Annotated in this window: 21 protein-coding genes, 1 tRNA gene and 1 pseudogene; 15 read left to right on the forward strand and 8 right to left on the reverse strand. The window is 60.0% G+C overall.

Translation table 11 applies throughout. The features are described 5' to 3' along the window. Positions 1 to 84 precede the first annotated feature (84 nt). A complete protein-coding gene (locus LPU83_RS41800) occupies positions 85 to 300 on the forward strand; it encodes a hypothetical protein (RefSeq protein ID WP_024313094.1) in 216 nt (71 codons plus the stop codon). Positions 301 to 418: 118 nt separating this feature from the next. Here LPU83_RS41800 and LPU83_RS41805 read toward each other — a convergent pair whose 3' ends face one another. Beyond that, positions 419 to 919 (reverse strand): MarR family winged helix-turn-helix transcriptional regulator, encoded by a 501-nt coding sequence (locus LPU83_RS41805; protein WP_024313093.1) that lies wholly within the window; start codon positions 917 to 919, stop codon positions 419 to 421. A 55-nt stretch (positions 920 to 974) separates the two neighbouring features. Here LPU83_RS41805 and LPU83_RS41810 point away from each other — a divergent pair, with 55 nt between their 5' ends. Continuing rightward, on the forward strand, positions 975 to 1,379 hold the full coding sequence (locus LPU83_RS41810; protein ID WP_024313092.1) for a GFA family protein: 405 nt from the start codon (positions 975 to 977) through the stop codon (positions 1,377 to 1,379). Here the strand turns inward: LPU83_RS41810 and LPU83_RS41815 are convergent. Beyond that, on the reverse strand, positions 1,376 to 2,581 hold the full coding sequence (locus LPU83_RS41815; protein ID WP_024313091.1) for an MFS transporter: 1,206 nt from the start codon (positions 2,579 to 2,581) through the stop codon (positions 1,376 to 1,378). The two genes, LPU83_RS41810 and LPU83_RS41815, sit on opposite strands and share 4 nt — an antisense overlap. Before the next feature lie 134 nt (positions 2,582 to 2,715). Here LPU83_RS41815 and LPU83_RS41820 point away from each other — a divergent pair, with 134 nt between their 5' ends. Further along, positions 2,716 to 3,315 (forward strand): TetR/AcrR family transcriptional regulator, encoded by a 600-nt coding sequence (locus LPU83_RS41820; RefSeq protein WP_024313090.1) that lies wholly within the window; start codon positions 2,716 to 2,718, stop codon positions 3,313 to 3,315. Here LPU83_RS41820 and LPU83_RS41825 read toward each other — a convergent pair. Then, positions 3,275 to 6,778: a PAS domain-containing hybrid sensor histidine kinase/response regulator gene (locus LPU83_RS41825; protein ID WP_024313089.1), complete on the reverse strand. Its 3,504-nt coding sequence runs from the start codon at positions 6,776 to 6,778 to the stop codon at positions 3,275 to 3,277. The two genes, LPU83_RS41820 and LPU83_RS41825, sit on opposite strands and share 41 nt — an antisense overlap. Positions 6,779 to 6,986: 208 nt before the next feature. Here LPU83_RS41825 and mscL point away from each other — a divergent pair, with 208 nt between their 5' ends. The 5 genes from mscL to LPU83_RS41850 all read left to right on the forward strand — a co-directional run bounded on the left by mscL (position 6,987) and on the right by LPU83_RS41850 (position 12,018). Next, complete coding sequence (gene mscL / locus LPU83_RS41830) at positions 6,987 to 7,424, forward strand: large conductance mechanosensitive channel protein MscL (RefSeq protein WP_024313088.1); 438 nt, start codon at positions 6,987 to 6,989, stop codon at positions 7,422 to 7,424. Between the two features lie 113 nt (positions 7,425 to 7,537). Further along, on the forward strand, positions 7,538 to 8,704 hold the full coding sequence (locus LPU83_RS41835; protein WP_024313087.1) for a pyridoxal phosphate-dependent aminotransferase: 1,167 nt from the start codon (positions 7,538 to 7,540) through the stop codon (positions 8,702 to 8,704). A 538-nt stretch (positions 8,705 to 9,242) separates the two neighbouring features. Continuing rightward, entirely contained in the window at positions 9,243 to 9,431 is a 189-nt protein-coding gene (locus LPU83_RS41840; protein ID WP_225039565.1) for a hypothetical protein, read from the forward strand. Positions 9,432 to 9,770: 339 nt separating this feature from the next. Beyond that, entirely contained in the window at positions 9,771 to 10,805 is a 1,035-nt protein-coding gene (gene galE / locus LPU83_RS41845; RefSeq protein WP_024313085.1) for a UDP-glucose 4-epimerase GalE, read from the forward strand. A 148-nt stretch (positions 10,806 to 10,953) separates the two neighbouring features. After that, positions 10,954 to 12,018 (forward strand): enoyl-CoA hydratase/isomerase family protein, encoded by a 1,065-nt coding sequence (locus LPU83_RS41850; RefSeq protein WP_024313084.1) that lies wholly within the window; start codon positions 10,954 to 10,956, stop codon positions 12,016 to 12,018. Between the two features lie 58 nt (positions 12,019 to 12,076). On the opposite strand, the gene LPU83_RS41855 is transcribed toward LPU83_RS41850, so the two are convergent. Together LPU83_RS41855 and LPU83_RS41860 are read right to left on the reverse strand one after the other, a co-directional pair. Continuing rightward, positions 12,077 to 14,137, reverse strand: coding sequence for an ATP-dependent helicase (locus LPU83_RS41855; RefSeq protein ID WP_024313083.1), 2,061 nt, complete (start codon positions 14,135 to 14,137; stop codon positions 12,077 to 12,079). Positions 14,138 to 14,233: 96 nt separating this feature from the next. After that, positions 14,234 to 14,497, reverse strand: a complete 264-nt coding sequence (locus LPU83_RS41860; protein ID WP_024313082.1) for a hypothetical protein — start codon at positions 14,495 to 14,497, stop codon at positions 14,234 to 14,236. Between the two features lie 165 nt (positions 14,498 to 14,662). On the opposite strand from LPU83_RS41860, the gene LPU83_RS41865 reads away from it, so the two are divergent. From LPU83_RS41865 to LPU83_RS41875, 3 genes and pseudogenes are all read left to right on the forward strand, one after another. After that, positions 14,663 to 14,926, forward strand: a complete 264-nt coding sequence (locus LPU83_RS41865) for a BON domain-containing protein (protein WP_024313081.1) — start codon at positions 14,663 to 14,665, stop codon at positions 14,924 to 14,926. Between the two features lie 222 nt (positions 14,927 to 15,148). Further along, the gene (locus tag LPU83_RS41870; protein ID WP_024313080.1) at positions 15,149 to 15,406 is read left to right on the forward strand and encodes a hypothetical protein; all 258 of its coding nucleotides are present in this window, start codon (positions 15,149 to 15,151) and stop codon (positions 15,404 to 15,406) included. A 153-nt stretch (positions 15,407 to 15,559) separates the two neighbouring features. Further along, positions 15,560 to 16,707, forward strand: a pseudogene (locus LPU83_RS41875) (acyltransferase family protein). Between the two features lie 228 nt (positions 16,708 to 16,935). Here the strand turns inward: LPU83_RS41875 and LPU83_RS41880 are convergent. Continuing rightward, entirely contained in the window at positions 16,936 to 17,178 is a 243-nt protein-coding gene (locus LPU83_RS41880; RefSeq protein WP_024313079.1) for a DUF982 domain-containing protein, read from the reverse strand. Between LPU83_RS41880 and LPU83_RS72775 the strand changes: the two genes are divergently transcribed. Further along, on the forward strand, positions 17,146 to 17,472 hold the full coding sequence (locus LPU83_RS72775; RefSeq protein WP_162392068.1) for a hypothetical protein: 327 nt from the start codon (positions 17,146 to 17,148) through the stop codon (positions 17,470 to 17,472). The two genes, LPU83_RS41880 and LPU83_RS72775, sit on opposite strands and share 33 nt — an antisense overlap. Further along, positions 17,472 to 17,720: a hypothetical protein gene (locus LPU83_RS41885; protein WP_024313078.1), complete on the forward strand. Its 249-nt coding sequence runs from the start codon at positions 17,472 to 17,474 to the stop codon at positions 17,718 to 17,720. The genes LPU83_RS72775 and LPU83_RS41885 overlap by 1 nt, the downstream gene beginning before the upstream one ends. Positions 17,721 to 17,873: 153 nt before the next feature. On the opposite strand, the gene LPU83_RS41890 is transcribed toward LPU83_RS41885, so the two are convergent. After that, positions 17,874 to 18,752 carry a capsular polysaccharide synthesis protein gene (locus LPU83_RS41890; protein WP_024313077.1) on the reverse strand — a complete coding sequence of 293 codons (879 nt, stop codon included), beginning with the start codon at positions 18,750 to 18,752 and terminating at the stop codon, positions 17,874 to 17,876. Positions 18,753 to 18,835: 83 nt separating this feature from the next. After that, a tRNA-Thr gene (locus LPU83_RS41895) sits at positions 18,836 to 18,910 on the reverse strand. Positions 18,911 to 19,061: 151 nt separating this feature from the next. On the opposite strand from LPU83_RS41895, the gene LPU83_RS41900 reads away from it, so the two are divergent. Continuing rightward, a complete protein-coding gene (locus LPU83_RS41900; RefSeq protein ID WP_024313076.1) occupies positions 19,062 to 19,256 on the forward strand; it encodes a hypothetical protein in 195 nt (64 codons plus the stop codon). Positions 19,257 to 19,361: 105 nt separating this feature from the next. Then, positions 19,362 to 20,654, forward strand: coding sequence for a UDP-N-acetylglucosamine 1-carboxyvinyltransferase (murA, locus tag LPU83_RS41905; protein WP_024313075.1), 1,293 nt, complete (start codon positions 19,362 to 19,364; stop codon positions 20,652 to 20,654). Positions 20,655 to 20,719: the final 65 nt, after the last annotated feature.

The following is a 20,719-nucleotide window of genomic DNA, read 5'->3' on the forward strand; positions in this document are numbered from 1 at the left end:
TATGATTCTTCTTGCTGCGTGAGTGCTCTGCGTGTCGTGATTCGTGAATGTCTTTGATGCTGAATGATTTGGCGGAGATTCCGAATGATAGGTCTTGATATTGAGAGTTGGGCGCTGACGCGAGCGCACCATATAGTCCTCAATGAGGGATTGAATCTTGCAAAGGCGGCGCAGGATCTGGATCGCAAGCGGTCGCGCACATTGGTTTACGAGCTTCAGAAAGTCATAGCCGCTGCCATCCTTGAAGCGCATGCAGCCTCGATGAACGCCGGCAGCCTGCAGGCCGGCCAGGAGACCTAGTTCACATTGGTTTGCACGCAGTGGCCGGCGTGAAGGATAAACCCGGCGACTGCTCGCGTCTTTTCCAGCAGATCTCCATAGGCAAATTGCTTCAGGCCGATTGGACGGTGAAGCGGGCCTATGCCTTGCCGGTTTCCGCATCGAGGGTTTCGATCAGTCGGGTCATCACGGCTCGGGCTGCCTCGAGCTCCGCGGGGGTGAAAGACTGTCCGAGCCTGTCGGCCCAGTCTGCCTGCGCTGCCTCGATCGCGGCGAGGCGGGCATCGCCTTCATTCGTCAATTTTACCAGCTTGGCGCGCCGATGCTGCGGATTGTCGACGTAGCTGATCAGCCTGTCAGCCTCCAGCGTATCCGCCAGCCGTTGTACGCCCTGCCGGGCAACCCCAAGCAGCCGGGCGATCTGTGCGACGGAATGCGTTCCGCTTTGAGCACCCGCAAGCACCTGCCAGCGGGCGCTCGTCTGCCCGGCCGGCCTCGCCAAGTCGTCGCCGGCGGCGGTCAGCCGGCCGGCGAGCCGCAATGCGGTGATAGCGAACAGCGAGAAGGCATCGCCTTCGGCGCTCCGCTTCGGGCGATTTTGGTTGACAACATGTTGTCGCTTATGTATTTCGTCAAGCATGACAACATATTGTCATAGTCGAGCGGCCTTGCAAAGAGCTGGAGGAGGAATTTCCATGAAGAAAACCTACACGGGCAGCTGCCATTGCGGCAAAATCCGCTACGAGGTCGATGCCGATCTCCAAGCGGGCACCGGCCGCTGCAATTGCTCGGTCTGCGGCAAGCGGCGCTATTGGGGCGCAATCGTGAAACCCGAAGACTTTCGCCTGCTGTGTGAGGAGACGGCGGCGGGCGACTATCAGTTCGCATCGATGAGCGGCCATCACCGCTTCTGCACGACATGCGGCCTGCATGCCTACGGGCACGGGCATATTCCCGAGATCGGCGGCGACTACTTTTCGATCAATATCGCTTGCCTCGACGACATACCGCCGGAGGAGCTGGCCGCGCTGCCCATCCGCTACATGGATGGGCGTCACGACAACTGGTGGAACGAGCCGGCGGTGACGAGCTACCTCTAGCCGCAGGCCGGCAGTCTCGCAGCCCTTTTGCGCTCGGCGCGGAGACCCAGCAGCCCGGCGCCCGTCACCAGAATGATCGCCGTTGCATAGAGGTCGGTGGTCAGTTGGTAGCCAAGCGATTTGACCAGGAAGCCGGCGAGGATGGCTGGGAGGCTGAAAGCCAGATAGCTCTGGATATAAAAAGCGGACAGCAGACCGGCGCGCTCGTCGGCCTTGGCGAGCGGCATGATCGTGCCGATTGAACCAAGGAAGTTTGTGCCGAACCCGGCTCCCGTCAGGAACGTGCCGATTAGCAGCAACGGCACGGCGCCGAGGTGGACGCCGCCGACCACTGTCAGAATGCCAAGCGTGGTCGCGGCTGTGCCGAAACCGAGGTTGGCCGTGCCGGACTTGCTGCGCCTGAGATAGACAGCAACCGCACCGGACGCCATCAGCGCTGTCACGATCGCCCCGCCCGTCAGCGGGGCCCGGCTGCCCGTCGTGCTGGCGACCAGCGAGGGAACCAGGGAGAGGTAGAAGCCGCCGAGCGTCCAATTGCCGATGTTGATCGGCGTCACCAAGGCGAGCGGGCGCTGGACCTGCGGCGGAATCGAGATCGTCGGCTTCAGAGAGTTCCAGAAGCCCGGCCGCCGGCCACCGCTCTCGCTCGTCGCCCAGATGGCGCCGGCCTGCCCGACGAAGGCAGCGAGCAGGATGGCGTAGACGAGGTGAAGCGGGAAAGGTCCGTATTGGATCAAGGCGCTGGTGCCGATGGCGCCAACGGCCATGCCGGAGAGCGGCGCGATGGAGTTGACGAGCTGTCCCTTCGCCCGGTCGATGTCCACAAGTGCGGCGCCGATCGAAGCGCCGGCGATGCCCGTTGCCAGGCCCTGCACGATCCGCGCTGCAATCAACCAGCCGGGGCCGCTGGCAACGACGAACAGCGCCATGGCGATGATTTCCAAAACGAGCGCGGTGAAGATCACCGGCTTGCGGCCAAGGTGGTCGGAGATCGAGCCGGCAATCAGCAGCGCCACAAGAAGCGCGAAGGCATAGACCGCGAAGATCACCGTGATCATCACCGGAGAGAGGGCGAGGTTTTCTTGATAGATCCGGTAGAGCGGCGTAGGTGCTGCCGAAGCGCCGAAGAAGGTCGCCAGCGTGATCGCGTGGAAAGGGATTGGATTGCGCGAGGTCGTTGTGGAATCGGCGGCGCGGAACATATATAAGCCCCTTAAAGCTAATTCGTTGCGTTAGCCACGTAGGTCGATCTGACGCTAAAAGCAAATGATTTGCGTTAATGAATCGGTCAAAGATTTTGAACCATGCGCCGGGGCAGGAAGACAGGACGTTAGAAATGGCAGCAAAGGAAAATCTCCGACCGGGTGGTCGCAGTGCCAGGGTGCAGGCTTCGGTGCACCAGGCGGTGCGCGCACTGCTTGCCGGCATGGACCGTGCCGATGTCACGATCCCATTGATTGCCGCAAAGGCCGGCGTCACCCCATCGACGATCTACCGTCGCTGGGGTGACCTGCAGGAGTTGCTGGCGGACGTCGCGGTCGAGCGCCTGCGCCCCGATATGCAGCCGATCGACAGCGGCAGCGGCAGGGGAGACCTGGAAGCCTGGGCGGAGCAATATGCCGAGGAGATGTCCTCCGGCGTCGGACGTGAGATGATCCGCGACGTGCTGGCCGCGCAAGACAATGCCAACGCCTGCAAGTGCTGTGCTTTCACCCGCGAGCAGATGGAACTGCTGAGCGAGCGGGCGCTTGCACGCGGCGAGAGCTTTCCGCCGGTCGATGCGGTGATGGATCAGGTTGTTGCGCCGATTATCTACCGAATTCTTTTCGGCGATGTGCCGAGCGCAGAACGGGTGCGCAGCCTCGTGGCCGACGTGATGACGAAGGACATGGACGTCACTCAGCCGCCGTGCGCTTCTGCGCAGAAATCTGCGTGATATAGGCCCTCAGCGCTGCCGGACGCACCGGCTTGTGCTGGATGCCGATGCCGTGCCGCTCCGCTTCGGCGCGAACCTCGGGCGTGCGGTCTGCAGTAACGATAAGAGCCGGGATAAACGCCGTGAACCGTTCCCTGAGTGTGACGATGGCCGAAATGCCGGTGCCGTCGCCAAGGTGATAATCGGCGATAATCACGTCGGGCGGTACCTGGCGCGCATCGACTGCACGGACCGCCCCTAGCGAGTCCAGGCATCGCACTTCGCAGCCCCAGCCGCTGATCAGCAGTTGCATGCCTTCCAGAATATGCGGTTCGTTGTCGATGCAGAGAATGCGCAGTCCCTTGAGGCTCTGCGCCGAATGCTCCACCGGTTGGGCTGCGCCGACACGCTCGGCAAGCCGTGAGGCATCACGTGGCATGACGATCCGGAAATCCGTGCCCTTGCCGTGTGTCGAGTGCAGTTCCACCGGATGGTTGAGGACGCGCGCGATACGATCGACGATCGAGAGGCCGAGCCCCAAACCGGAGGCAGTTTTGGCGCCTTCGTCGAGCCGGGCGAATTCCTTGAAGACGGTCCGGAACTTCGACGGCGGAATGCCGATCCCAGAATCCATGACCTGGATGACGACCTGACTTCCGCGGCGGCGCGCGCCGACCAGCACCTTGCCGTCGATCGTGTACTTGATTGCGTTGGAGACGAGGTTCTGCACGAGGCGGCGAAGCAAGTTGGGGTCGGAGCGGACCCGCAGCGAGGTTGGCATCACCACCAGCTTCAGCTGCTTCTCGCGGGCGATCGGCGCGAAGTCGGTCTGAATCCGCTCCAGCAGATCGGAAAGGGGCACGGAGGCGAGGCGCGGCCGCATGGCGCCGGTGTCAAGCCGCGAAATATCGAGTACCGCGCCAAGGATGGTCTCGACCGATTCCAGCGCGGAATCGATGTTGCGAACGATCGCGCTGCTTTCAGATTGGCCCATGCGCTCGACCAGCGCCGAAGAATAGAGCCGGGCGGCATTGAGAGGCTGAAGGATGTCGTGGCCGGCAGCAGCGAAGAAGCGCGTCTTCCCAAGATTGGCTTCATCTGCCGCAGCTCTCGCCTCACCGAGTTCGTGATTGACGCGGGTCAGTTCCGCCGTCCGCTCGGCCACCCGCTGTTCCAGCGTTTCGTTCGCCTGCTTCAGGGCTCGGTCGGCAGCGACCCGCTGGCTGATGTCGGTCAAGGTTGCGACGATGCCCTTATCCGGCATGGCATTGGAGCGGACTTCGATGATGCGCTCGCCGCTGCCAAGCACCAGCGCGAAGGGCTTGTCGAGCGTCAGGAAGTGGCGAACGGTCTGGTTGACGTCGCCGGCAGGAACATCGCCGCGCTGGCTAAGGATTGCCACGATGTCGGCCAGCGGGAAGCCCACTTGTCCGGCATTCTCCGGCAGATCAAGCAACTGCCGGAAACGCCGGTTCCAGATCGTCAGGTTGTTCGAGCTGTCGAAGACCGCGATGCCCTGGTCCATTTGCGAAAGCGCCGTCTGCAGCATGTCCTGGTTATATTGCAGCGCCTCGCTTGCCTGGTCGAGCAGCCAAGCGGTATCGGCGGAGGCGTCTTCTACCTTCTGAAGGATCAGCGACAACACGAGCCTGGCGGACGAAGAGCCGATGGCGCTGCCGAGCAGCTGTTCGGTAAAGTGAATGAGCGCCATGTCGGCCGGCTGGTCATCGTCCAGATTGCGGCCTGAATTTTGCTGGTAGGTCTGGAACGACCGCTCCATGCGCTCTTCGCCGAGATAGCGCGAGACCGTCGCCTTCAGGTCGCCGACGCTGATGCGGGTCTTCCAGCCACGCGTGGCAAATTGCGAGCGGGACTGCCGTTTGATGAAGATACCGGCCTGGATGCGTTCAAGCGGTCGCCCATTGCGGGTCACCGAACCGATGACAAAGAAGGCCGTGTTGACGAGCAGGCTCATCACCGTGGCATTGACCAGCGGATCGGCAGCGTTACCGGTGAAGATCGTCGTGCCGGGGAAGATGAAGCCGAGGACCGCGCTTGCGACCCCCGAATAGTCCGGTCCGCCAAGCGAGGGCAGGAACAGCAGATAGACCCAGATCACAAAGCCCGACGTCAGCCCGAGGATGGCGCCGCGGGCATTGGCCCGTCGCCAGACGAGGCCGCCGAAAAGGGCAGGGGCCATCTGCGCGATCGCGGCAAAGGAGAGGAGGCCGATCGAGGCCAGTCCCGTCGTGCTGTCGGTCGAGCGGTAATAGGCGTAGCCGAGCAGCAGCACGGCGAAGATCGCGCTGCGCCTTATGTTGAGCAGCGTCTTTGCGAAGTTGTTGCGCTGTCCTGTGCGGTCGGTCAGCTTCCGGTGCAGGAAGATCGGCATGATGATGTCGTTCGACACCATGATTGACAGTGCGACCGAAGCAACGATCACCATGGCAGTCGCCGCTGAAAAGCCGCCGATGAAGGTGATCAGCGAGACGACAGGCATCTGCCCGGCAAGCGGCAGCGAAAGCATGTACAGGTCGGCATTGCCGTTGCCGCCGAACGTCAGCAGGCCGCCGATCGCCACCGGCAGGACGAAGAGATTGATGACGACGAGATAGAGCGGGAACAGGAAGCCGGCGAACCGGAGCTCCCGGGCGGTCCTGTTCTCGACAACCGTGACGTGGAATTGCCGCGGCAGCATGATGATGGCGAAGGCCGACAGCAGGATCAGCGTGATCCAGCGACTGATCGGCGTCTGGTAATGCAGCGCCGAGAGCACGAGCTGGTTCTCGCTGGCCTTCTGCCAAAGGTCGGATGGACCGTCGAACAGGAACCAGATCACACAGACGCCGGCCGTGAGGAAGGCGAAAAGCTTGACGACGGACTCCATGGCAATGGCGAGGATCAATCCGTCCTGGTGTTCGGTCGCATCCGTGTGGCGCGTGCCGAACATGATCGCAAAGCAGGCGAGCACGAGCGTTACGAGTAGCGGCAGGTCGAGAAAATAAAGGTTGCCGCTGCCGATGCCGTAGTCCGACGGATCGAGCATCGCCGTCACGGTGCTCGATACCGATTTGAGCTGCAACGCGATGTAGGGGATGGCGCCGACGAGCGAAATCAGCGCCACGATGGTCGCGACCGTCGGGTTCTTGCCGTAGCGCGCGGAAATGAAGTCGGCGACCGATGTCAGCTTCTCGGCCTTGGCAAGCTCGATAATCCGTCGCAGCACGGGCATGCCGAGCGTGAAGACGAGAATCGGGCCAATGTAGATGCCGAGGAACTCCAGCCCGCGCTGGGATGCAAGGCCGACGCTGCCGAAATAGGTCCAGGAGGTGCAGTAGATCGCGAGGCTGAGTGCATAGACGGCCGGCCGGCCGCCAACTGGCGTTCCGTACATACGCCGCCTGCGGTCGCCATGGCTCGCCACGGCAAACAAGAGCAGCAGATAGCCGAATGCAGATGCAAGTATGACCCAGCCTGGCAGCATCGAACCTCCACCGGCGCACCACGGTTCTCCCGGAGCACCGAGATTAAGGCAATTCAAAAGCTTTGAACATCGGGTGGGCTCTAGGCCTTAAGTCAAAGACCGTTGGAGCGGCGAAATTTGTAATTAGCAATTGAATAATTGCATCGAAGATGTAGCTAATAAAAACAATGACCTGTCAGTGAGACTGTATCAGAGGGAGACGGATCGGATGCTCAATGAGTTCAAAGCATTTATCGCTCGCGGCAACGTCATGGACCTTGCTGTCGGTGTTATCATCGGTGGTGCCTTTGGGGGTATCGTGAGGTCAGTGGTGGACGACATCATCATGCCGATCGTCGGTGCTATCTTCGGTGGCTTCGACTTTTCGAACTATTTTGTCGGCCTGTCCTCCAACGTGAACGCGCCGACACTGACTGCTGCGCGCCAGCAGGGCGCGGTTCTTGCCTATGGCAGCTTCATCACGGTTCTGATCAACTTCCTCATACTTGCATGGATCATCTTCCTGATGGTCAAAGGTGTGAATAAATTGCAGGCTCAGGTGGAGCGGCAGAAGAAGGTTGCTCCCGAGGAGGCGCCTCCTCCGCCAGCCGACGTTGCGCTTCTGACCGAGATCCGTGACCTGCTCGCCAAACGCCCAGCCGTCTGATCAAATCATGAGCCTTCGCCGGCTCATCCATCATGAAAATCGACATCGCATCACCGATTGTCATGGGATTTGCCGCCGCATTTGCTTTATGTAGGCGGAAACCGGAGTGATGCATGTCGATTGTAAGCAGCCTTAGCCCGCGCGCAGTCCAGGCGCCCGAAAGCGGGATCGTCGAAGTCGTCAACTATGCCCGTGGCCGCGATGGCCTTCTGCCGCTTTGGGTCGGCGAGGGGGATTTGCCGACGCCTGAATTCATCAGCAGGGCAGCGATGGACGCGCTCTCCGGCGGCGAGACCTTCTATACCTATCAGCGCGGCATCCCGGAGCTGCGCCAGGCGCTCTCGGACTACTACGCAAGGCATTTCGACATAACCCTGCCGGTCGAGCATTTCTATGTCACCGGTTCCGGCATGCAGGCGATCCAGATCGCCGTGCAGGCATTGACCTCGCCTTGCGACGAGCTCGTCTACCTGACACCCGCCTGGCCGAACATCGCGGCCGCCCTGGAAATTGCCGGCACGCGTTCGGTCGGCGTCCAGCTGACTTTCGAGGGCGGCAAATGGGCGGTTGATCTCGACCGCATCGCGGCGGCGATCACGCCGAAGACGACGGCCTTCTTCATAAACACGCCGTCCAATCCGACCGGCTGGACCGCAAGCAAGGACGACCTCGTGGCCATCCTGGCGCTGGCGCGCAAGCATGATCTCTGGATCATGGCGGACGAGATTTATGCGCGCTATTACTTCGCCGGCGGCCGCGCACCGTCCTTCCTCGATGTGATGGAGCCGGACGACAAGGTGATGTTCGTCAACTCCTTCTCGAAGAACTGGTCGATGACCGGCTGGCGCGTCGGCTGGATCGTTGCCCCGCCGCAAACCGGCCAGGTGCTCGAGAACCTCATCCAGTATTCGACCTCAGGTGTCGCCCAGTTTATCCAGCGCGGAGCGGTCGCTGCCCTGAACGACGGCGACGAGTTCGTCCAATCCAACATCGACAAGGCCAAACGCTCCCGCGATATCCTTTGCGACGCGCTGATCGCAACGAACCGCGTCGAGACATTGAAGCCGGATGGCGCTCTTTATGCATTCCTGAAGATCGACGGGGTGACCGACAGCCGCAGGGCGGCCATCGACATCGTCGACAAGACCGGTGTCGGGCTTGCGCCGGGAACGGCCTTCGGGTCGGGCGGAGAACTCTTCCTGCGGGCCTGCTTCCTGCGCGATCCGACCCAGATCCAGACGGCCGCTGACCGGCTGTGCGACTATATCCTCAAGCTCTGACAGGATGAAAGGCCCGGCTCAAGCCGGGCTTTCGCGGGATTGTGCAGTTGATGCCACCGCGCGAACCGTGATGATCCGCGAGAGGCAAGTTTGCGCCGATATTGTTGAAAGTCCGTTTTCTGCAAACCTTCATTGTTTTAACGGCCGCAGAGGCCGGCACAGAAAATTGAGCAGGGGGGCCTGCCAATTTTGCGTTCAAGCAGTGTGTGCCGCGTAGCGGAAGTGAAACAGCATCGAGCGGCAATATTCGCTCAAATCGCGAATTGGCTGACCTTTCGGTAAGCCCGGATTTTGGACTTTTTCAACACTGTCAGCCAATTGCGGTTAGACAACATGCAGAGAGCAGCCAGCCTCTTTGCATGCTTCGGTCGCGAGGATTGCATCCTGCGGTCGGGCATTCTTCTCCTTTGAGGCGACCCTTCCCTTAGATGCGGCCAACAATAGCCAGGACGACCAGAAGGCCAGTGAGGCAGCTATACAGCTTGGCCATGTTTGGTGTAGCAATTCCCTTAGAGGTTTAGCGTGGGGGTGGGTCTTGGTGAGGAAGATAATTTCCCTCGTTTTGGGTACGGTGCTGGTAGTCGCGGGAGCCTACGGCTTCCTGTACCTGCTGTTCTTCACCGTTGATCCCGTCAAAATCCTGTACTTCATGGTTCCCGGAGGGCTGTTCGCCATCGGGATAGCGATCCTGTGGGAAGACATCACGGAATTCCTTCGACGGAATTGAACGTCTGGCGATAGTCCGTGTGGCCGGTCCCAGTATGTTCCGTGGACGTCTGGTATCAGCGTATAAAATCATAAATGCGCAACCCCTTCGGAGGAATGTCGGCGTGGCTCGGGCTTTGGAATGGCTTTTACGTCTGGAAAGGTCTGGATCGCGCATCGCTGCGTCCACCGTTTTTGCCCGAAATGGCACATCGATAGAATTGTAGCAAAGCTGGAAAGCCGCATCTAACCACATCGGCAAACTTACCCGGCCGGAGGCCTCCGCACCGGCCGTTTATACGAAATTCTGAAAGGAAAACGGCTTCAGATCTCCCCGCGTATGAAAACGGGGATTCAGGACATGGCAATTTTGGTCACGGGCGGGGCGGGCTATATCGGCAGCCACATGGTCTGGACATTGCTGGATGCAGGCGAGGACGTCGTTGTCCTGGATAACCTTTCGACAGGCTTTCGCTGGACGGTCTCGCAGCGCGCACGCTTCTATCTCGGCGATGTTGCCGATGCACAGGTTCTGAAGACGATCTTTATCGAGAACGACATCGAAGCCATCATCCACTTTGCCGGCTCGGCGATCGTGCCCGCATCCGTTGCCGATCCGCTTGCCTATTACGATAACAACTCCGGCAAGACGCGTGCGCTGTTGAGCGCTGCGATCACCGCCGGCATTCGCCATTTCGTCTTCTCCTCCACCGCCGCCGTCTACGGGCCGCAGAAGACGTCCGAACCGGTAAAGGAGACCGCGCCGCTCAATCCGGAAAATCCTTACGGCCAATCCAAGCTGATGACGGAATTCATGCTGCGGGACGCCGCGGCCGCCTATGACTTCGATTATGTCGCGCTGCGCTATTTTAACGTTGCCGGTGCCGATCCGCTGGGACGCACAGGCCAATCGACCTCCGGCGCCACCCACCTGATCAAGGTCGCCTGCGAGGCCGCGCTCGGCAAACGCGGCAGCGTTCAAGTCTACGGCATCGATTACGCGACCCATGACGGCACCGGTGTGCGCGACTATATTCATGTCAGCGACCTGACGGCGGTTCACCTGGAGGCGCTGCAGCATCTACGCCGTGGCAATCGCTCGCTGGTTGCCAATTGCGGCTACGGCACCGGCTATTCCGTCCTCGACGTGCTCAACATGGTGACGCGCCTCCACGGCCACTCCTTCAAGGTCGATATGGCTCCGAGACGTCCGGGCGATGCTGCAAGCGTTGTCGCGGACTCGGCGCTTGCCCAGCGTGTTCTCGACTGGAAGCCGAAGCACGATTCGCTGGAGACGGTCGTTCAAAGTGCGCTTGACTGGGAACTGTTCCTGATGAATCGCAACGTCGACGATCTGCAGACTATCCAGAAGGCGCTCGCCGCCGCGTCGTTCTGAGGAACGAAACCAATCCTCGGCCTTGCCGGCAACCATCGACTATGCCGCCGAGTACGGTAAGGTGCCGTAAGGGCGACAGCCCCGGTTCACTCCAAGGCGCGGTGCCGGGATTGCGAGAAACGATGGCCATGGGAGCGAGGAGATCAGCATGCGGGACGAGGCTCAGCAGAGTGAGGTGATTGTCGAACGACGCGCCTCGGCCGGGATCATCCGCCTCAATCGACCGCGTGCGCTGAACAGTCTGACGCTTGAGATGGTCCGTGCGGTTGCGGCTGCGTTGGACGACTTCGCGGCAGACGCCACTATCGCCACCGTGGTCGTATCGGGGCAGGGGGAACGCGGCTTCTGCGCCGGCGGCGACATCCGCGCATTGCACGAAAGCGGCCGTGCCGGCACGGATTTGGCCATGACCTTCTGGCGCGACGAGTTCCGCCTGAACTATCGCATCGCCACCTATCCGAAGCCCTATGTGGCGCTGATGGACGGGATCACCATGGGCGGAGGCGTCGGTCTGTCTTCACATGGCCGCCATCGCGTCGTGACCGAACGGACCAGGCTTGCCATGCCGGAAACCGGGATCGGCTATTTTCCGGATGTGGGGGCGACGTGGCTGCTGTCGCGCACGCCGGGCGAGGTCGGCACCTGGATGGGCCTGACTGGGCTGACCATCGACGCGGCGGACGTCATCTATGCCGGTCTGGCCGACCACCACATCGCCTCCTTTCGGCTGCCGGATCTTGTCGATACGCTGGCCGAGCTCCCGCGCAACGCCGCATCGCGCGATGTCGAAGCGGTGTTGAAGAATCTGTCCAGCGATCCGGGAACGAGCGCCGTCAAAAGCAATAGAGACCTGATCGAGCGCAGCTTTCATTTCGGCGCTGTCGAGGAGATCATCCATGCGCTTGAGAACGAGCCTGATGATTTTGCCGCCGAGATGCTGCGCATTCTCCATACGCGCTCCCCGACCAGTCTGAAGCTGGCGCTTCGTTTGTTGCGCCAGGGCAGGCAAAGTCGGAACCTCGCCGAATGCCTCAACCGCGAACTCGGTGCTTGCGTGCAGATATTGAAAAGCCCGGATTTTTATGAGGGCATTCGTGCTGCCATCATCGACAAGGATCGCAATCCGCGCTGGATGCCAGCGACCGTCGAAACGGTCGACCCGGCGGTCATCGATGCCTTCTTCCGGCCTGCCGAGCCGCCGTTGGCGCTGTAATCTCTTGTTTGACGCATGTCTTTGGCCCGAAACCGGCTCCCTGTTTCAGAAGACAGCTCTAGCGCCACATGCCGCGCATGCGCGCCCCGACATCGACGCGTACCTGCCGCGCCTGGTGCGATGCTCCGCCATCGGTCCTGGCCTGCGGCCAGCCCACCACCTCGAAGAACTGCAGCAGCGTCGCCGGAATGAAGCGTGTGCGTGACGCGTAGACATGCCGGTCGCCCTGCGCGTTCTGGCCGTGCGTGAAGAAGCGCTGCGGCACGACGAGGTCGAGATTGTCCTTGGCGCGGGTCATCGCGACGTAGAGCAGCCGCCGCTCTTCCTCGATCTCGGCGCTGGTTCCGACCGCGAGGTCGGAAGGGATGCAGCCATCGACAACGTTTAGCATGAACACTCTGGTCCACTCCTGCCCCTTGGCGGAATGGATCGTGGAGAGGATCAGATAGTCCTCGTCCAGCAGCGGCACGCCGGCCTGGTCGCTGGTCGCATCCGGCGGGTCGAGCGTCAGCTCGGTCAGGAAACGCTCTCGCGAAGGATAGCCGCCGGCGATCTGTTCCAGTTGCAACAGGTCGGCCTGGCGGGTCGAGGCATCCTCGTGCAGGCGTTCCAGATGCGGGCAATACCACTCGCGAACGAGACCAATCTCGGCCGGCCATCCGGCCTTGCCCGTCTTGACTTCCTGCAGCATCGAAACGAAGGCGGTCCAATTCTCGCCGGAACGGGGCGGGGCCGGCAGTTCGGCGAGCGCCTGCAGCGGGCTGGCATCGGCAGCCATCTGGTCGATGACGCGCTGTGCGGTCGAAGGCCCGACGCCCGGAAGCAACTGCATCAGCCGGAAGCCGGCGACGCGATCGCGCGGGTTCTGGGCGAAGCGCAGGGCGGAGAGCATGTCCTTCACATGCGCGCTGTCAAGGAACTTCAGTCCACCGAATTTCACGAACGGAATGTTGCGCCGGGTCAGTTCGACCTCCAGCGCGCCGCTGTGATGGGAGGCGCGGAACAGCACCGACTGCTGCTTCAGCCTCACGCCCTCTTCGCGGTTTTCCAGCACCTTGTCCACAACGTATCGCGCTTGATCGGCTTCGTCGCGCACCGTGACGAGACGTGGACGTTGGGCGGATTGCCGTTCTGTCCAGAGGTTCTTGGTGAAGCGCTCCGAGGCAAGGTCGATCACCGCATTGGCCGCTGCGAGAATCGGCTGTGTCGAGCGATAGTTGCGATCGAGCGTGACAATATTCGCGGCAGGACTGAATGCCGCCGGGAAGTCGAGGATGTTGCGCACAGTGGCGGCGCGGAAGGAATAGATCGACTGCGCGTCGTCGCCAACGACCGTCAGGCCTTGTCCGCCGGGCTTCAATGCCAGCAGGATTGATGCCTGCAGGCGGTTCGTATCCTGATACTCGTCGACGAGGACATGATCGAAACGGCTGCCTATATCGTCCGCGATGATTGGCTCGCTGACCATCTGCGCCCAGTAGAGAAGCAGATCGTCATAATCGAGAATGTTCTGGTTCTGCTTGGCTTCGACATAGGCGCCAAAGAGCTCCTGCAGCTGATTTTCCCAAGCCGAACACCAGGGAAAGGCGTCGCGCAGCACCAGGCTGAGCTCGCTTTCCGAATTGACCACGCGCGAATAGATCGCAAGACAGGTGCCCTTCGTCGGGAATCGGCTCTCCATCTTCGAGAAGCCCAGCTCGTGCCGGATGAGGTTCATCAGATCGGCGCTGTCTTCGCGATCGTGGATGGTGAAGGCCGGGTCGATGCCGATCTGCTCCGCATAATCGCGCAAGAGCCTCGCCCCGATACCGTGAAACGTTCCGCTCCAGGCGAGCGCGTCCGCCATGATGCCGGAATTGCTACCGAGCACCTGGGCGCAGATGCGCTCAACGCGGCGCGCCATCTCGGCGGCCGCGCGACGGGAAAATGTCATCAGGAGGATACGGCGCGGATCGGCGCCTTTGACGATCAGATGCGCGACGCGGTGCGCGAGCGTGTTCGTCTTTCCCGAGCCGGCTCCGGCGATCACGAGCAGCGGACCGGCAATGTGGGCGCCATCAGCGAGCGTGCCGTATTCGACGGCCGCGCGCTGCTGGGGATTGAGCTTTTCAAGATACATTCAGCCGTCCGGTTGCTTCGGCGGAGAATCGCACCGCGGAAATGTTGAACGTTCCTTGAATGTTCTCGAACGGCGTCGCTGTCAAGCGGCAGCATGTCAGGGGAAATCGGGAACGATGACACGCCTGGTCAACTTCAGGGTGCGATCCGGCTGGAGGATATAGGTTTCCCTAACCCTGGTGCCGGTGGAATCGTAGAAGGAATTATAGATGGCACTGCCGGGCGGCGATTTGGTCAACTTCGTGCGCGGCTGCCCGCCGTAGGTAATACTGCCCGGAATCGGCTGAACCTCGGTCGAACTATCCGTGGTGCAGCCCGATAGCATCACGACCGATAGAACCGTCGGAAGCAGTACCTTCATCGTTGCAACCCCGCCTAAACCCCAAGGATATATGGCTCGGCAGGTCGAAACGCCAAGTGCGAGCGCCGGCCTCGGCGAGCTTCTTCGGAGTATAGATTGGTGCAGTGCAACTAAAATTGCCCTCCGGCGTTAGCCAGTAACTGGCCTGGTCATTCGGAGGCGGTCATGGTGTTTCGATTTCAGACAACGGAAGGTCACTGCAGTACCTGCGAGCAAGGCCATGGCCTCGCATCGACCCGTGCCTCGGTCGAAAGCGCCCTCAGTGCCGCCTATGACGTTGATAGCAGCGAAATTGTCGTGTCGATCCTCGGACCTTACGTCGTTCTTGAGGGATTCGTTCGGCAGAAGGGCCATTTCAAGCGGGCGGTTGAGATAGCTGAAGGGGTGGTAGGAAAGGACTATGTCCGCAGCCGGATGTTGCGACGTTAGTCAGGCTACCCAAATATAATACTGTAAACTCATCAGTTTTGGCGCTCACATCCAGCATATAGCTGTGCACATGGATGCCAGTACCTACCATCATGTAAAATCATACAATTTAGCTTGATCGAAAATACGACGAATTCACTGTGCGAAAGTAGTAGCGGCAGCACTGGAACTAAAAACGCTTTTCATTAGTTAATGCTTGTAATCAAAACACAGGAGAAGCGCATGCAAAGACTTCTTCGACTGGGAGTGCCGGCTTTTGCGCTGGCAATAGGGACCTTTATCACGCCAGCTTCGGCTTCGCTCGAGATCACGAGCGACTATTCCGCTATGCCGCAGGATGAGATGGCAATGAACGAATATAGTGGCTCGGTGTCCTGCACCGCGCCGACGACGCATTATGTTCCATCCTTCATTCGGTCTTTTGACGGCGCCATTATCGGCGTCGGCTACCTCGAGGTGCAGAGTGACGGTCGCTGTTGATCGTCCCCGTTTCGTTTTGGAATTCCTGACATAGGGTCGCCAAGATCGCGCTCTCCCCACGCAGGGCCGATCAACTTTTCTGGTTGCGCGTTGTGCATTGCAGCACATTGCGTTAGCTTCCGCGAAGCTGAGCCTCAACCGGAAGGATACCCGATGATCATTGAGAGCAAGCGGATCGGATGCCTTGACGGGCTGCGCGGCCTTGCTGCGCTTTGGGTCCTCTTAGGTCATAGCCTGCAACTGACAGGTTGGCATCTTCCGATCCTGTCGTCGCCGGATCTGGGCGTCGATCTTTTTATTATGCTGTCCGGCTTTCTGATGGTCTTTCACTATCGGTTACGCGAGACCGCCAATCCTTGGGAAAAGCCGACCACTTGGTTCGGTTTCTGGCTCAAGCGCTTCTTCCGTATTGCGCCGCTCTATTACGTGATGCTGTGCATCGCGCTGTTGCTGGGGCCGCAGCTCTATGAGAGCCGGATGGTCATCGACACCTTCCTCGCGCATGGCCCGCAATTGCCGGAGCGCTATCTGGACGGCAGCCTGCGCAACCTTCTCATCCACGCAAGTTTCCTCTTCGGGCTGCATCCGACCTATGCGTTTCGCACGCCGCTGCCTGACTGGAGCCTCGGCCTGGAGATGCAGTTCTATGTGGTTTTTCCGCTCGCGATGCTGCTTTTGAGGAAAACCAGATGGTTGCCCGGCGCCGCCTTGATTGCGCTTGCCGCCTTCATCGTCGCCAAGGCTGTCCAGGCCGCACATATCGATTTCCCGATGCCGTCTTTCCTGCCGCTGAAGATGCACGTCTTCCTGTGCGGCATGCTGATTGCCAATGGGTTGTTCGTGACGCAGCGGCAAACCGTGATGAACGGCTTGCTTGCCGTCATCCTGGTGATGATTCCGATCGGCGGCGACATGACCTCGACGAAGGTTGCCGTCCGCCTGCTACTCGTGGTCGCCTTCTTCGCGCTGGTGCACTATCATCTGTTGCCCGGCCTGGTCGGAAGGCTCGGCGACCGCGTCTCTTCTCTCATGGGAAATCGCTTCTGCCATTGGCTAGGCGAGCTTTCGTTCGGGGTCTACCTGATCCATCTGCTGCTGCTACAGCCGATCGCCGCATTCATCTCAGGCATTTCGGGTCTGAGATTTCGGCGCCGGTACGCTTTGCGATCGTGGTGACCGCTCTCCTGCCGCTAGCCTATGCGCTGGCTTACCTGGGTTTCACCCGCATCGAAGGGCCGGGCCAGAAGCTCGGGCGCAAAGTGTTGGACAAGATCGGGAGAAGGCGTCTGAAGCCGGCGTGAGACTGCTTATCGCAATCGAGGCTCGTCTGCTTTCGCAGAGGGTGACGAGCCTCTGACCATCATCATGATGGCTGCCGATGTTTTATTGAGGGACGTGCCTGAATGGCAATGAGGTTCGTCGCGATCCCAACAGCAAGCGCCGCCGAGGGTTAAGTAAAAATAAATCATTGCCCTGTTCCGGGACAGGTTATCGACAATCTGCCGGTAGTCAGCGGACCGAATGCCCGATCAATTGACCTTCAGCTTTGCTTCTTCCGCGGCGGCAACAAACTCCGCTCGAGCCTCTTCGACCGTCTTGCGACCGTCAAGGGCAGCTCTGCAGGTGCTTCTTGCCTTAAGATAACGCAACCCGCGAGCGCTCGGCCAAAGGTCTGCCAGGCACTTCAACGCGTCCAGCGGACCGAGGATGGTGCGCGCGCCGGTATTTTCGAACCCCACATGAATTGGATCATTCCATTTCTCTATGGCCATCGGCGTATTCCTCCATTGCTTACGCCAAAACATGCGAATCAGCCTCCACGTTCCTCCAGAAGGCCGCAAGCAAAGGATATTTTAGCGATATTTTCGGGGCTCGCAAACGGGAAAACCGGTGCGCTGCTTGATCCCGTATTCATCGGCATGCGCGTTTCCGATCTTTTTGCCGCGCAAGACGTTGTTCCCTCTGAGCGGCGGCAGATCGCTGCTTTTAACAGGCTGAAGACGACACTTTGTGCAACCATGGAAGGCTCAACGTCAGTCGCCCCTGTCAGCGTTGGAGATCGGTGATGCAGAACCTCAAGCATGTGCTGACTGCGGAGTGCCAGAAGTATGTTTCTCTGGTCGTCTTCATGCGGCGTGGCGAGCAGCGATGGCTCGAAATCGATGACGCCACGGGTAGGAACGTGGACGTTACCGATGCGAAGCTTGCTACATTTGAGGAGACTGTCCTAACGCTCAGACGGATGATCGAGGATCTCGACGCATCCGACTATCTGTCGTGCCGTCCGACGAAGGATTGGCACTTCGACGCCTGACCAAGACATTTCGTCTTCGAGCCAACGACTTCGCGGGGCCCGCGAACCCGAACTGAGGTTATAAAGCGATTCCGAATCGTAGACGCAGGCGCAGTCGAACAGGCACTGCCGCTTACAAGCCGCCTGTTGATGTGAGCGCACGCGCGCGACGGTTCACGAGTTTCGGCGTTCGCCCTGCCGGTTCTGAAGAGCGGTTTCAGCGACTTTCCGGAGCTCAATATCCGCGTTGCTTTCGAGGGCATACGAGACCTCTTGATTGCTAAGCTTGGTGTCAGAACTGATCTTTAACCACGGGATCGCTGCCGTATCGACGTAGTCGGGGATCGGCTCCAGTAGCTCTGGCTGTGTCAGAATACGCTTCAAGAGAATAGGACCCTTTGACGCGAGTTTCGGGGTGGCTTGCCAAATAGCGAGCGCTTTGCGGTCAGTCCTTATGATGTACTCAAAAAGATACATGACCCAAAAGTAATGAAGGGGCTTCCCGCGCTTTGTATAGTATTTCACCATCAACCGGAACCACTTGCACACAAGGTAATTTTGCGGCTCCGCAGCAAGAAAAGAAATCCCCATTGTCCGGCCGGGATAACTGTCGGGAAATGCGAAAAATCCGCTCTCCATCAACGGTGGCAGCCATTCGTCCAGTGGTTTGACACAAAAAGTCGTCGCATCCACCCAAACCCCGCCAAAGTCCCGCAGCAGGGCGACCCTGATTAAGTCCGCCCGCCACTGAATTTTGCGGTTGCTTTTGGGAGGTGGTACGTTAACGAATTCGGCTACGTTTGCATCGCTCAGGACGTTCACATCCCAGGAGGGATTTTTCCTGATCCAAGAATCGACAGCATAGCGGACAACTGGCGGCGCTTGCTCCAGAGGTTTGTCCCAATACATCCACACTGCGCGAGGAAGTTTTTTAGGCATCGTTTCGAATGCATAGCGAGCATTCTCTGAATGGAACTTCTTCTTTCCAACAAAGCTGCGTCGTATCGAATGGGCTACTTTCTTCCAGATCAGAAATGCGTCAAATAAAAACATTGATAATCCCGCTGTCTCTTACAAAGGCAGGCTGCCCAGCAAAGCCGGAAAGGTGGCGCTCTATTGATTTCTTTAAGGAAAACTGGTGCTGCCGAGTGGGATTGAACCACCGACCTCACCCTTACCAAGGGTGTGCTCTACCACTGAGCTACGGCAGCAAGGACCAGACGCGCAACCGAACCGGCTGCATTGCGTGAACGGGGGGCTATTGCCACAGCTTCATGATAAGCGCAAGCCGCAATTTCCATCTTTGTAGAGATTAAGGTCGGGCCACTTTTGAATTGGCGCAAATTCGGGTAAGCCTGCGGCATGACTGAGAACACCGAAAAAGGCCAGCACAGCCGCAAGGCGGAGATCGAACGACAGGCGACACTGCGCCGCGAGCGCGCCGCCGAAAAGCTCCGTGAAAATCTGTCCCGCCGCAAACAGCAGACCCGTGCCCGTCGATCGGGGCAGGCGGATGAGACGAATGGGCTGCCTGCCGCAAAAATGGACGAATCGTAATGTTCGGTTCACAGCGAATTGAAGCCCCCGCTAATTTCGTCTAAACACCCGCATCTTTTTTTACAGACAGCCTTTCAGAAAGGCGGGCATCGCCCGTAAGCGCACATGGATCGTATTAGAATTGTCGGCGGTAATGAGCTTAACGGCATCATTCCGATTTCCGGCGCAAAGAATGCCGCCCTGCCGCTGATGATCGCCTCGCTGCTCACCAGCGATACACTGACGCTCGAAAACGTGCCGCATCTGGCCGATGTCGAGCTTCTGATGCGCATCCTTGGCAATCACGGCGTCGATGTTGCCGTCAACGGCCGCCGCGAGCGCCAGGAAGATTCCTACTCGCGCACCATCCACTTCACCTGCCGCACCATCGTCGATACCACCGCTCCCTACGAGCTTGTATCCAAGATGCGCGCTTCCTTCTGGGTCATTGGCCCGCTTCTGGCGCGCGAAGGCCAGTGCCGCGTCTCGTTGCCGGGTGGTTGCGCCATCGGCACGCGCCCCGTCGATCTGTTCCTCGATGGCCTGACCGCGCTTGGCGCGAACCTCGAGATCGACAGCGGCTATATCAATGCGACCGCTCCGAAGGGTGGCCTAATCGGCGCCCGCTACACCTTCCCGAAGGTATCGGTCGGCGCGACGCACGTGATGATGATGGCAGCGACGCTCGCCCGCGGCACAACCGTCATCGGCAACGCCGCCCGCGAGCCTGAGGTCGTCGACCTCGCCAACTGCCTGAACGCCATGGGCGCCAAGATTTCCGGCGCCGGCACGAGCACGATCACAATCGAAGGCGTCACCTCGCTCTCCGGCGCGCGTCACCGCGTCCTGCCGGACCGCATCGAGACCGGGACCTACGCCATGGCCGTTGCCATGGCCGGCGGCGATGTGACGCTTGAGAACACCGATGCCGCGCTCCTCGACACGGCGCTTGAAACGCTCCGCCGCGCCGGAGCCGAGATTTCGCCGACCAACAACGGCATGCGCATTCGCCGCAATGGCGCAGGCATCAAGCCGGTCGATATCGTCACCGATCCCTTCCCGGGCTTCCCGACCGATCTGCAGGCGCAGTTCATGGCGCTGATGACGCGCTCGACCGGCATCTCGCATGTCACCGAGACGATCTTCGAAAACCGCTTCATGCACGTGCAGGAACTGGCGCGTCTCGGTGCGAAGATTTCGCTGTCTGGCCAGACGGCGAAGATCGAGGGCGTTCCGCGGCTGAAGGGTGCGCCAGTCATGGCGACCGATCTGCGCGCTTCCGTTTCGCTCGTCATCGCCGGCCTTGCTGCCGAAGGCGAGACGATGGTGTCGCGGGTTTATCACCTCGATCGCGGCTTCGAGCGCTTGGAAGAAAAGCTCACCCGCTGCGGCGCCATCGTCGAGCGCGTCAGCGAGTAGTTAAAAGGGCGTCACTTCGCCCTTTGTGCCGGTTGCGCATTGCGTTGCCGCGCCTTATGTCCGTT

This window comes from Rhizobium favelukesii (genome assembly GCF_000577275.2).
Classification (GTDB): domain Bacteria; phylum Pseudomonadota; class Alphaproteobacteria; order Rhizobiales; family Rhizobiaceae; genus Rhizobium; species Rhizobium favelukesii.